The sequence below is a fragment of the Streptomyces flaveolus genome (genome assembly GCF_000716535.1).
GTDB classification, from domain to species: Bacteria; Actinomycetota; Actinomycetes; order Streptomycetales; family Streptomycetaceae; genus Streptomyces; species Streptomyces flaveolus_A.
The window spans coordinates 14,709-27,039 of sequence record NZ_JNWV01000031.1 but is presented as its reverse complement, the minus strand read 5'-3'; the positions used below and the strand labels follow the sequence as shown (position 1 = coordinate 27,039).

11 protein-coding genes are annotated in these 12,331 nt (G+C 71.9%); 9 read left to right on the top strand and 2 right to left on the bottom strand.

Going from position 1 to position 12,331, the window contains the following annotated elements:
• Positions 1-232: 232 nt before the first annotated feature.
• A complete protein-coding gene (locus tag OO52_RS30730; RefSeq protein WP_030656402.1) occupies positions 233-1,750 on the bottom strand; it encodes a glutamate--cysteine ligase in 1,518 nt (505 codons plus the stop codon).
• Between the two features lie 569 nt (positions 1,751-2,319).
• Here OO52_RS30730 and OO52_RS30725 point away from each other — a divergent pair.
• The gene (locus OO52_RS30725) at positions 2,320-2,904 is read left to right on the top strand and encodes a hypothetical protein (RefSeq protein ID WP_030656400.1); all 585 of its coding nucleotides are present in this window, start codon (positions 2,320-2,322) and stop codon (positions 2,902-2,904) included.
• 286 nt (positions 2,905-3,190) lie between these two features.
• Positions 3,191-3,397, top strand: coding sequence for a DUF5999 family protein (locus OO52_RS30720; RefSeq protein WP_030603474.1), 207 nt, complete (start codon positions 3,191-3,193; stop codon positions 3,395-3,397).
• Positions 3,398-3,580: 183 nt separating this feature from the next.
• On the opposite strand, the gene OO52_RS30715 is transcribed toward OO52_RS30720, so the two are convergent.
• Positions 3,581-5,059, bottom strand: a complete 1,479-nt coding sequence (locus tag OO52_RS30715) for a glycoside hydrolase family 43 protein (protein ID WP_030656398.1) — start codon at positions 5,057-5,059, stop codon at positions 3,581-3,583.
• A gap of 218 nt (positions 5,060-5,277) precedes the next feature.
• On the opposite strand from OO52_RS30715, the gene OO52_RS30710 reads away from it, so the two are divergent.
• The 7 genes from OO52_RS30710 (at position 5,278) to OO52_RS30680 (ending at position 12,329) form a co-directional block, all read left to right on the top strand.
• On the top strand, positions 5,278-5,808 hold the full coding sequence (locus OO52_RS30710; protein ID WP_030656396.1) for a universal stress protein: 531 nt from the start codon (positions 5,278-5,280) through the stop codon (positions 5,806-5,808).
• A gap of 143 nt (positions 5,809-5,951) precedes the next feature.
• Positions 5,952-6,509, top strand: a complete 558-nt coding sequence (locus tag OO52_RS30705; RefSeq protein WP_030656394.1) for a hypothetical protein — start codon at positions 5,952-5,954, stop codon at positions 6,507-6,509.
• 249 nt (positions 6,510-6,758) lie between these two features.
• The gene (locus OO52_RS30700) at positions 6,759-8,717 is read left to right on the top strand and encodes an APC family permease (RefSeq protein WP_030656392.1); all 1,959 of its coding nucleotides are present in this window, start codon (positions 6,759-6,761) and stop codon (positions 8,715-8,717) included.
• A gap of 114 nt (positions 8,718-8,831) precedes the next feature.
• On the top strand, positions 8,832-9,227 hold the full coding sequence (locus tag OO52_RS30695) for a TOBE domain-containing protein (RefSeq protein ID WP_030656391.1): 396 nt from the start codon (positions 8,832-8,834) through the stop codon (positions 9,225-9,227).
• 200 nt (positions 9,228-9,427) lie between these two features.
• Positions 9,428-10,252: a molybdate ABC transporter substrate-binding protein gene (modA, locus tag OO52_RS30690; protein ID WP_030656389.1), complete on the top strand. Its 825-nt coding sequence runs from the start codon at positions 9,428-9,430 to the stop codon at positions 10,250-10,252.
• Positions 10,249-11,109, top strand: a complete 861-nt coding sequence (gene modB, locus OO52_RS30685) for a molybdate ABC transporter permease subunit (protein WP_030656387.1) — start codon at positions 10,249-10,251, stop codon at positions 11,107-11,109. Before modA ends, modB begins: the two co-directional genes overlap by 4 nt.
• Positions 11,106-12,329 carry an ABC transporter ATP-binding protein gene (locus OO52_RS30680; RefSeq protein WP_234339935.1) on the top strand — a complete coding sequence of 408 codons (1,224 nt, stop codon included), beginning with the start codon at positions 11,106-11,108 and terminating at the stop codon, positions 12,327-12,329. Before modB ends, OO52_RS30680 begins: the two co-directional genes overlap by 4 nt.
• The last annotated feature ends 2 nt before the right edge of the window (positions 12,330-12,331 follow it).

Here is a 12,331-nt window from a genome sequence, read left to right as displayed (position 1 = left end):
CGCCTGGTCGTACGGCCTTACGGCAGCCCCCTGCCGTCCGCCGCTGACACCGCCGACACACCCCCGCGCCGCCCACCGCCGTCTCCTCTCCGCGGCACGACACTCAGCGCCCACTCCTCAGCCGGCGACTCGCGCGGCCCCGACCCGTGACCAGCCCCTGCGATGCACCCCCCACCCCCGGGCACGGCCGGGGGTGGGTCGGCCTCTCCAGTGGCTCGGCGGAGCCTGGCGCTCAGCCCAGCGGGACCGGTTCCGGCAACCCGACCGGCCACGTGTGCACCGGCTCCCCCACATGCATCAGCTCGGCGTACCGCCGCGTCGTCGCCGCCAGGGCCGCCTGCCGCGACAGCCCCTGCTCCAGCGCCCGGTGGAAGGTGGCCGCCTGCCAGGACGCCCCGTTGACCCGGCGCCGGCAGCGTTCCTCGATCACGCCCAGGTAGAGGTCCCGGTCGGCGGCCTCCACACCCCACGCGTCCAGTCCGGCCGAGGCGAGCGGCAGCAGCTCGTCGCGGACCAGCGTGACGGCGTCGACCTCGCCCGCGCCGCCGTACCGCCCCCGCCGGGGCCACACGAAGCGCGCGTCGATGCCGTACCGGCACGCCGCGTCGAAGTTCGCCTCGGCCGCGGCGAACGGCAGCCGGGTCCACACCGGCCGGGACTCCTCGGCGAGGGCGCGGACGAGGCCGTAGTAGAAGGCCGCGTTGGCGATCACGTCGGTGATGGTCGGCCCGGCCGGCAGCACCCTGTTCTCCACCCTGAGGTGCGGGACGCCGTCCGCGATGCCGTACACCGGCCGGTTCCAGCGGTAGATCGTGCCGTTGTGCAGCACGAGCTCGGCGAGCTTGGGCACCCCGCCGGCCTCGATGACCTCCAGCGGCTCCTCGTCGTCGCAGATCGGCAGCAGGGCCGGGAAGTAGCGCAGGTTCTCCTCGAACAGGTCGTACGCGGAGGTGATCCACCGCTCGCCGAACCAGGTGCGCGGCCGGACGCCCTGCGCCTGGAGCTCGGGCGGCCGGGTGTCGGTGGACTGCAGGAACAGCGGGGGCCGGGACTCGCGCCACAGCTCGTGCCCGAAGAGGAACGGTGAGTTGGCACCGACGGCGATCTGCGCGGCGGAGGCCGCCTGGGCCGCGTTCCACACGTCGGCGAACCGCCCCGGGGTGACCTGCAGGTGCAGTTGAAGGGAGGTGCACGCGGCCTCGGGCACGATCGACTTCGAGGTGCAGACGAGGTGCTCCACGCCCTCGATGTCGAGCCGGAAGTCCTCTCCGCGTGCGGCGACGATCTGGTCGTTGAGGAGCGTGTAGCGGTCGACCTCGGAGAGGTTGGAGGAGACCAGGTCGTCCCGGTCGAGGGTGGGCAGGATGCCGATCATGACGATGCCCGCGTCCACCTCGCCGGCCTTGCGGTCGGCGTAGGCGAGCGAGGTGCGCAGTTCCTCGGCGAGCCGGTCGAATACCCGGCCGCCCAGCCGGTGTGGGGCTATGTTGACTTCCAGGTTGAACATGGCGAGTTCTGTTTGGAAGTCGCGGCTCGCGATGCGCTCCAGTACCTGCCCGTTCAACATTTTCGGCATACCGTCCGACCCGGCGAGATTCAACTCGATCTCGACTCCCATGAGATTCTTGGGACGATCGAATCGCTTCTCGCGCAGCAGCCGCTCCAGTCCCGTCAGGCACTGCTGGAGCTTTTCGCGGTAGCGCTGGCGATCGGACAGGTCGAACTGCCCTGCCACGACCTTCTCCCCCATCGAAGTGTCCCTCCTCGGATGGGCGGGCCGACGATCCGGCCGCCTGGCTCCCGGGTCAGGTGGGATGATGCCCAGCCGAAGCGATCGATAACGTCCCGCGCGGGCCCGCCGCCCGCTAGTCTGTCTGAATGTTCCCGGCGGCACATTCACGGGGCATGCCGCACTCGCACCTTCGGGTGCCCCGCACGCCTCGTGAAAAACGCCGACGACATTCGGCCGACCGTTACCGGTGCGTATGACGAGGTCAGCGACGGGGGCCCGGTCCGGAAATCGGGATGATTTCCGCAAATCGACGACCTAATTCCGCCTTGCCCGACCGGCCGGAATCGGATAGACGAAACACCGGCCGAACACACGTCGTATAAACTTCGTCCACAAGGCAGAAGGTTGGCGCCCTCGGTCCTGGTTTCCGCGGTGTTCCTGCCGTCCCCGTTGACGGGCGGCAGACCGAGCCGCACTCTCTTTCACACCAACCCGGGCCCCCACCTCTCCGGCCTTCCGTGAGCTGACAGCGCCGTCCGCCCCACCCTCCTCGCGCCGCCGCGCCTGTCGAATGAGAGGCGACCCACATGCCGCTGCACGTGCCCCCTGCCCCCGCGCCTGCCCTGCGCTCCGTCCTCACCGCCCTCGGTTCCCCCACCGCGGTCCGTGAGGCCCGTACTCCTTCCCTGCGCGCCGCGCAGGGTCCGGCCACACCGGAACTCCCGTTGCCCGTCCACGTGCTGGACCGGATCACCGCGCAAGGCCTGTCCGCGACCCGACTGGCCGGCTGGCGCTTCCTGATCCGGTGCGGTGATCGCGCGGTGGCCGCGGCCGAGACCATGCTGACTCCCGACGGCTGGGCCTTCTCGCACTTCTTCGAGGGCCCGTACGTCGCCTCCACCGAACGCGCCCTGCAACAGGCCGAGGCCCTGCAACAGCCGTACCAGGCGCGGCTGTTGTCCGTCCCCGGGCTGTACATGCTCACCCTGTGGCTGCACGGCGACTGCTCCGGCGACGGCAGCGAGGGCCATCCCGCCGCCACCGATCTGCTCGTACCGCTGGCGCCCGCACCGCCCGGCATTCCGACGCACCGTCCCTTTCCGGTCGCCGAGTTGCTTCCGGTGCTGACCCATCGGGCGACTCCTCTCCCGCTGCTCGGCTCGCCTGCCTGACCGACGCCCGCGTACCCCGCTGCCCGCGAGGGAAGCGGGGTACGACTGTCTTTCGAGCACTTCACCGCCCGGGGCCATCCGGACTAGTCCCATCCGGCCACTGCGAACCACCCGAAGGGACAGTGCAGTTGGACTGAACCGTCCGCCCGGGTGACGCGTCCTGAACCTGTGAGAAGCGGTGCTGTGAAATCCCTGCGGAACGACGCCCAGAGGACAACACTGGTTTCCGACCGACTCATCACCACGGGGGACGGACATGATCACGACAGAGCGAAAGATCCCGCCCATGTGCCAGCACCAGCCGCCTTGCCCACCAGCCGAATCCGCCGACCGGGAGTCCGCCCGCCTCGTGGCGCACCACCCGGAGCAGGGGTGGAGCCTGCTGTGCAACGGCGTCCTGCTGTTCGAGGACACCGGTGAGCTGCTGCCCGACGGCCGCATCATCGCCCCGCACCGCCCGCTCGGTGCGGAACAGGTGATGACCGCCGCCTGAGCGCGGCACGGTGACCCGACCTGGGCCCGGCACAGTGACCTGACAGGGGCCCGGTGCCCCGAGGGGCCGGCCGCACATGACCCGTGCGCTCCGGCCCCGACGCGTGCCCGGGTGCGTCCCGGACCAGGCCCCCACCCCACCCTTTCGAAACTTTCGAAATCGTTCGGCGCGTCAGGGGGTCGCCTACGGCGTGGCGGGCGCGTACTCGAACCAGTCGAAGGCCGCGCGCCCCTCGGTGACGTACATGCCGATGACCCGACCGGTGAAGCCGGCGGCCACCTCCGTGGACAGATAGCGGCCGTCGAGTTCGGCGAGCCGGACGGTTCCCCCGGCGGTTCCCACGGAGAAGGCGAGGGTGTCGGGGCCGTGCTGCGTCCCGGGGTCCCGGGTGGCGCGGATCTCGACGGCCAGGGTGACCGGACCCGCCGGCACCGCGTGTTCGGCGACACGCTGCCGCAGCGGTCCGATCCGCGCGATCACGGCCGCGGTACCCCCGCTCACCTCCAGGTCGTAGTGGTGGGCCTCGTCCAGCCGCACCGACAGCCCCGCGCGCGCGGCCTCGCCGGGCTCCAGCGACGCCGCCGCCCGGCAGTCGTGGTGCTGCTGGCGGCGGCCGACGAAGGTGTACCCGGGCCGGTCGAGGCTGTCACCGGTGGCGGTCAGGGTGAGACGGCCCGGCCGCTCGGTCAGCGACCAGCAGCCCTCGGGCCGGCGTCGCGGGGATATCCAGTGCGGCGCGAGCACCGGCCCGGTGAAGTCGTCCCGTACCGGCGGCTGTTCGACGGGCGCCCAGGCGGCCGGTGCCGGATGCCGCTCCTGGACCGGGCCCGTCCGCGGCCAGCCGTCGGCCCACTCCACCGGGACCAGGAACGTCTCCCTGCCGAGGACGTGGAACTCCGGGAACCAGCCGCGGGGCCGGGTGCCGAGCAGCACCATCCACCAGGTTCCGTCGGCCGCCTGGACCAGGTCGCCGTGGCCGGTGCACTGGATGGGCAGGCCGGTGCCGCGGTGGGACAGCAGCGGGTTGCCGGGAGCCGGTTCCCAGGGACCGCGCGGCGAGCGGGCGCGCGCCACGGAGACACCGTGGCCCAGTGCGGTGCCGCCCTCGGCGAGCAGCAGGTACCACCAGTCGCCGATCCGGTACAGGTGCGGGGCCTCGGGGTCCCGCAGGCCGGTGCCGGACCACATCGGCAGCGGGCCCTCCAGCACCCGTCCGGTGCGCGGGTCGATCCGGGCGACGCTGACCCCGGCCATCGCGACCCAGCAGGTACCGTCCTCGTCCCAGGCCAGGTCGGGGTCGATGCCGGGCAGATCGATCCACACCGGGTCGGACCAGGGGCCCTCGGGGCGCTCCGCGGTGACGAGGAAGGTGCCGCCGGCGCCCGCGCTGGTGGTGATGACGTGGAAGAGTCCGTCGTGGTAGCGGATCGTCGGCGCGTAGATGCCGGCGGACGCCGGGACGTCGTCGGGCAGGTCCAACTGCTCCGGCCGGTCCAGCACGTTGCCGAGCTGGCGCCAGTGCACCAGGTCCCGGCTGTGGAACAGCGGAACGCCGGGGAAGTACTCGAAGCTGGAACACACCAGGTAGTAGTCGTCGCCGACCCGGCACACGCTGGGGTCGGGGTGGAAGCCCGGGATGACGGGATTGTCGTAGGTTCTCATGTTCGCCTCCTGGAGGCGCTCGAAAGTTTCGTTCTGAGCGCCGAATTTTAACGGCCGGAGAGGCGTTCGTGGGGGTGTGCGTGCCGCCCGGCTGGTCGAATCGCCGGCACGGGAGTGGGATGGAAGGAAGCGAGGACCTCGCAGCGGGGACGCCCCGCGGGTGTCACGGGTGTCACCCGCTCCGGCGGTGCCCCTCCGGAACGGTGGAGTCGTGAGTCATGTCCGGTTACGACGCCTCGGCGGTCACGCGCGTGGTCGTCGGCGTGAGCGGCTCGCTGAACAGCGTCACGGCCCTGCGGCGGGCCACCGCGCTGGCCCGCCGGCTGAGAGCCGAGCTGTGGCCCGTGCTGGCCTGGGAGCCACCGGGCGGTGACTCCGCGGCGCGGCGCTCCCCCGCCGCCGGACTGCTGGTCGAGGAGTGGCAGCGGCTCGCCAAGCAGCGGCTGGCCTCGGTGCTGGAGGAGATCTTCGACGCCGAGGGTCCCGGTGTGCCGATGCAGCCCGTCGTCGTACGCGGCGCCCCCGGCCCGGCGCTGGTGGCGACGGCGAACCGGGAGGACGACGTCCTGGTCGTGGGCACCGGGCGGCGCGGACTGCAACGGGCGTTCTCGGGCCGGGTCTCCCGGCACTGCCTGGCCCACGCGGTCTGCCCGGTCCTGGCGGTACCCCCGTCCCCGCTGGAATCGGAGCTGCTGTCCGTCCACCGCCGCAACACGTGGCATCTGCGCATCGACACCCGGGGGTTGTGAAGGGGGCGACCGGGTCACGCACCGGCGAGTGAGGCGCGGGGGTGACGCCGGGCCCGCTGTCGTCCCGTCAAGAACAGGTGCTGAGCCGTCAGAGCACCGTCAAGGGGGACCCCGGGCACCCTGGGCGGACTACCGTTTCCCTCATGGAGCACGGCAACGACACCCGCCCCCAGCCGACCGGCGCATACCCGTCCGGCACCGGGACGGTGGTGTACGACCGCGGCTGGACCAAGGACGCACGCACGTCGGCCCGCTGTGCCGGCGCGCTGTTCGGCCTGCTGCTGTGCGTCGACTGGGCGGCTGGCTCGCTGACCTGGTGGCGCGGTGCCCTGTGGCTGCTGCTGGCCCTGCTCCTGCTCCTCGTGCTGTTCCCGGTGCGCGTGTCCGCCGGACGGGGCTGGCTGACCGGCCGGCGCCTGTACCGCACCCGCCGCGTCCGCACCGATCTGCTGACCGCGGTGCGCCCGCTGGACGGTGTCACCCAGCGCCTGGTGCTGCGGGACGCCCTCGGCAACCGGATCGAGATCGACCCGGAGGTCCTGATCCGCAACCCGGAGCTGTGGTTCCGGCTGGACGAGGGCGCCCGCCGCTCGGAGGCCGCCGGCACGCTGCTGTTCGGCACGTCGGCGCTGCACCGCCTGGCCCGCCGCGTGGACCGCGAGACGGCCCTCGGTGTGTTCCGGGCGTCGGGTCTGGAGTGACGCTCGGTGGCCGCCGCCCGGCCCCCTCACGCGCCGACTCTCCGCGCTCCTCCGCTCCGCCCCATCCCGGCCGACCCGCCCCGGCCTCCCCTTCTTGGTGCGGTCTCTCCGCTCGCGGGCCATTCTTAACGCAAGCTTGACGCCGCCCGAGCCGTGATCCATAGGCCCAGGCGTCACGCTCTGCTTACGCTGGTGCCGCCGTCCGCGTGATGGCCGCAAAGAGCTGAGCCGCACATCAGGAGCACGCCGATGGTCACGACCGAGCGCCCTCCCAGTACCAGCCGCCTGCGCGCGTGGATGCTGGAGGGCCTGTCCGACATGGGCAAGGGCGGTGGCCACACCGGACCCCACGCCGAGCCGGAGCCCCCGCACCAGGGACAGCGCTGGTGGCGGGTGATGTGCCTGACCGGTGTCGACTACTTCTCCACCCTCGGCTACCAGCCCGGCATCGCGGCCCTGGCCGCCGGTCTGCTGTCGCCCGTGGCGACCATCGTGCTCGTCGTCGTGACGCTGGCCGGCGCGCTGCCGGTCTACCGAAGGGTCGCCGAGGAGAGCCCGCGCGGCGAGGGCTCGATCGCGATGCTGGAGCGGCTGCTGTCGTTCTGGCAGGGCAAGCTGTTCGTGCTCACGCTGCTGGGCTTCGCGGCGACGGACTTCCTCATCACCATCACGCTGTCCGCCGCCGACGCCTCCACCCACCTGGTGGAGAACCCGCATCTGACGGAGGCCCTGCAGGGCAAGCAGATGGTGATCACGCTGTTCCTCGTGGCACTGCTCGGCGCCGTCTTCCTCAAGGGCTTCCTGGAGGCGATCGGGGTCGCGGTCGCCCTGGTGGGCGTGTACCTCCTGCTCAACCTCGTCGTCGTGATCACCGGCATATGGCACGTCGTCACCGCCGGGCACGTGATCATGGACTGGAGCAGCGCGCTGACCACGCAGCACGGGAACGTCTTCGCGATGATCGGCGTGGCACTGATCGTCTTCCCGAAGCTCGCCCTGGGCCTGTCGGGCTTCGAGACCGGTGTCGCCGTCATGCCGCATGTGAAGGGCGACGCCGGCGACACCGAAGAGCGGCCCGTCGGCCGGATCCGGGACACCAAGAAGCTGCTGACCACCGCCGCGCTGATCATGAGCTGCTTCCTGATCGCCACGAGCTTCATCACCACGCTGCTGATCCCGGAGAAGGAGTTCAAGACGGGCGGCCAGGCCAACGGCCGCGCGCTCGCCTACCTCGCGCACGAGTACCTGGGCAACGCCTTCGGCACGGTGTACGACGTCTCGACCATCGCCATCCTGTGGTTCGCGGGCGCCTCCGCCATGGCCGGCCTGCTCAACCTGATGCCGCGCTATCTGCCCCGCTACGGCATGGCGCCGCACTGGGCGCGGGCCGTGCGCCCGATGGTCATCGTCTTCACCCTGGTGGCCTTCCTGGTGACCTGGATCTTCGACGCCAACGTCGACAAGCAGGGCGGCGCCTACGCCACCGGTGTGCTGGTGCTGATCAGCTCGGCCGCGATCGCCGTGACCATCGCCGCGCGCAAGGCGGGACAGCGCGGCTGGACCGTCACGTTCGCGGTGATCTCGGTGGTGTTCCTCTACACGACCGTCGTGAACGTCATCGAGCGCCCGGACGGCGTGAAGATCGGTGCCTGTTTCATCGCGGGCATCGTCCTGGTCTCCCTGCTGTCCCGGCTGGCCCGCGCCTTCGAGCTGCGCGTCACCAGCGTGTCGCTCGATCCCATGGCGGAACGCTTCATACGGGACATGGCCAGCCGCAAGATGCGGTTCATCGCCAACGAGCCGGACCGCCGGGACAAGGCCGAGTACCGCGACAAGATCGAGCAGATCCGCGCCGACAACGACATGCCCGAGCAGGAGGACTTCGTCTTCGTCGAGGTCACGGTCACCGACCCCTCCGAGTTCGAGGCGGGCCTCACCGTCCGTGGCGAGGTGCTGCACGGCCGCTACCGGGTGCTGACGCTGGAGTCCGCCTCCATCCCGAACGCCCTCGCCGCACTGCTGCTGCACGTCCGTGACGTCACCGGCTGCACCCCGCACATCTACTTCGAGTGGACCGAGGGCAATCCGTTCGCCAACTTCCTCCGGTTCTTCCTCTTCGGCCAGGGCGAGGTCGCCCCGGTCACCCGCGAAGTACTGCGCGAGGCGGAACCGGACCGCGAACTCCGGCCACGGGTGCACACGGGCTGAGCCGAGCCGCGCGGCCGGAACGCTGGAACCGCGCACGGTACGGCGCGATCACGGCACCTCCGACGGCCGACCCGCGCCCACGGTTCCCGGGTACGTGGCCCTATCGTGACCGGCATGCAGTCCTACACGATCGGTCAGGCCGCGCGGCTGCTCGGCGTCAGCCCGGACACCGCCCGCCGCTGGGCCGACGCGGGCCGGGTGGCCACGCACCGCGACGAATCCGGACGGCGGCTCATCGACGGCAGGGACCTCGCCGCGTTCTCGGTCGAACTGGCCAAGGCGAGCGCCGCCGAGGAGGACACCTCGTACACCTCGGCCCGCAACGCCTTCCCCGGCATCGTCACCGCGATCAAGCTCGGCGACGTCGCCGCCCAGGTGGAGATCCAGGCGGGCCCGCACCGGCTCGTCTCGCTGCTGACCCGGGAGGCGGTGGAGGAACTGGGCCTGGAGGTGGGCATGGAGGCCACCGCGCGCGTGAAGTCCACGAACGTGCACATCGACCGGACCTGACCGGGCACGTTGGGCCGTCACACCTCGGGTCGACGAGCGCCGTACAAACGCACATGCGAGCTGGAAGCCGAGAGGGCCCAGCTCATGCGATGCAACAGAAGACTTCCACCTGGCAGATGCGGCAGTATCATCACCGCACGGCCACTACTCGGCCGTGCCCGGGCGCGACAGTCGTTCGACAACCAAGGAGTAGCTCCGTGATGACCCGTTCCGTGCGCCGGCCCCGGCGGTTGCTCCAGTTGGCCGGTGCGGGAGCCGTCGCCGTGATGGCCCTCAGCGCCTGCTCCTCCTCGTCGGACTCCACCGGCCCGGCCGACTCCCCCTCCGGCACATCGGCGTCCCCGAAGCTCTCCGGCACGGTCACCGTGTTCGCGGCGGCCTCGCTGAAGGAGAGCTTCACGGCCCTGGGCAAGGAGTTCGAGAAGCGGCATCAGGGCACGAAGGTCAGCTTCAACTTCGGCGGCAGCGACACCCTCGCCGCGAACATCACCAGCGGTGCCCCGGCGGACGTGTTCGCCGCGGCCAGCCCCAGGACGATGGCCGTCGTGACGGACAAGCAGGACACGGCCGGCACCCCGGTCACCTTCGTCCGCAACCAGTTGGAGATCGCGACCGTACCGGGCAACCCGCACAAGGTGTCCTCCCTGAAGGACCTCACCGAGGCCGGTCTGAAGGTCGTCCTGTGCGACAGGACCGTGCCGTGCGGAGCCGCCGCCCAGAAGGCCCTGGACGCGAGCAAGCTGAAGCTCACGCCGGTCTCCTACGAGCAGGACGTCAAGGGCGCCCTGACCAAGGTGGAGCTGAAGGAGGCCGACGCGGCGGTGGTGTACAGGACCGACGTGAAGGCCGCGGGTGACAAGGTGGAGGGCGTGGAGTTCCCCGAATCGGCCGGTGCCGTCAACGACTACCCGATCGCGCTGCTGAAGAACGCGCCGAACGCCGAGGCCGCCAAGGCGTTCATCGCCCTCGTACGCTCCGCCGAGGGCCAGAAGGTGCTGGACGAAGCCGGGTTCCTCAAGCCGTGACCTCGCTCGACGAGCCCGGTGCGGCCACCGGCCCCCGCTCGGGCCGGGCACGGCGCCGCCGCGTCGGCGCGGGGAGCCGGCGCGGGGCGCCGCTGCCGCTGCTGCTGCCGGGGGTGCTGGCCCTGGCGTTCCTGCTGCTGCCGCTGCTCGCGCTGCTCGTCCGGGCGCCCTGGCGCGGACTGCCGGATCAGCTGTCCAGCGCCGAGGTGTGGCAGGCGCTCCAGCTTTCCCTGGTGAGCGCCACCGCGGCGACCGCCGTCAGCCTCGTCCTCGGTGTGCCACTGGCCTGGCTGCTGGCCCGTACGGAGTTCCCCGGCCGGGGACTCGTACGCGCCCTGGTGACCCTCCCGCTGGTGCTGCCACCGGTGGTCGGCGGTGTGGCCCTGCTGCTCGCCCTGGGCCGCAACGGCGTCATCGGGCAGTGGCTCGACGCGTGGTTCGGCATCACGCTGCCGTTCACCACCACCGGGGTCGTGATCGCGGAGGCGTTCGTCGCGATGCCGTTCCTGGTGATCAGCGTGGAGGGCACGCTGCGCGCCGCCGACCCGCGCTACGAGGAGGCGGCGACCACGCTCGGCGCCTCCCGCTTCACCGCGTTCCGCCGGGTCACGCTGCCGCTGATCGCGCCCGGCATCGCGGCCGGCGCGGTACTGGCCTGGGCCCGCGCGCTCGGCGAGTTCGGCGCGACGATCACGTTCGCGGGCAACTTCCCCGGCCGCACCCAGACCATGCCCCTCGCGGTCTACCTGGCCCTGCAGAACGACCCCGAGGCCGCCATCTCCCTCAGCCTGGTCCTGCTGACCGTGTCGATCGCGGTACTGGCGGGCCTCAGGGACCGCTGGATGACACCCTCATGACGACACCCCGCCCCAGGACCCCCGACACCACCGACCCCGCACGGAACGCGGCCGCAGCCGCCGACGGCGCTTCCGACCCACAGGGGCCACCCGCACCGGACGACGAGACCCGCACAGGTGCTGCGGGTGGAAACCGGAAGCCCGCCGAAGGCCGGCCGGCCACCACACACCCGCACCAGCCCCCCGGCCTCGACGCCCACCTCGTGGTCGACCGAGGCACCTTCCGCCTGGACGTGACCCTGAGAGCCACCCCCGGAGACGTCCTCGCCCTGCTGGGCCCCAACGGCGCCGGCAAGACCACCGCCCTGCGCGCCCTCGCCGGCCTCACCCCCCTCACCGACGGTCACCTCCACCTGGACGGAACCCCCCTGGCCCACACGCCCCCGGAGTCCCGGCCGGTCGGCGTCGTCTTTCAGGACTACCTCCTCTTCCCCCACCTGTCCGCCCTGGACAACGTCGCCTTCGGCCCCCGCTGCCAGGGCGTCCGCAAGGCGGAGGCCCGCGCGCAGGCGGCGACGTGGCTGGAGCGGATGGGCCTGGCCGCCCACGCGGGCGCCAGACCGCGAAGCCTGTCCGGCGGCCAGGCCCAGCGCGTGGCCCTCGCCCGCGCCCTGGCCACCCGCCCCCGGCTGCTGCTCCTGGACGAACCGCTGGCGGCCCTGGACGCCCGTACCCGCCTGGAGGTCCGCGCCCGGCTCCGCCGCCACCTGGCCGAGTTCGAGGCGGTCTCCGTGCTGGTCACCCACGACCCGCTGGACGCCATGGTGCTCGCGGACCGGCTGGTGGTCGTGGAGCACGGCCGGGTCGTCCAGGAGGGCACCCCCGCCGACATCGCCCGCCACCCGCGCACGGACTACATCGCCCGGCTCGTCGGCCTCAACCTCTACCGCGGACAGGCCGCGGGGCACACCGTACGGCTCGACACCGGGCCCGCGATCACGACCACGGAGGAGTTGTCGGGGCCGGTGTTCGTGGCCTTCCCGCCGTCCGCCGTGACCCTGTTCCGGGACCGGCCCTCCGGCGCCAGCGCCCGCAACCTGTGGCGCTGCGAGGTCGCCGGCCTGGAGACGCACGGCGACCAGATCCGCGCCGACCTCACCGGCGAGCTGCCCCTCGCGGCGGACCTGACGACGGTCGCCGCCGCCGAGCTGGACCTGCACCCCGGTGCACCGGTCTGGGCGACGGTCAAAGCGACGCAGACCCACGCATACCCGGCCTGAGC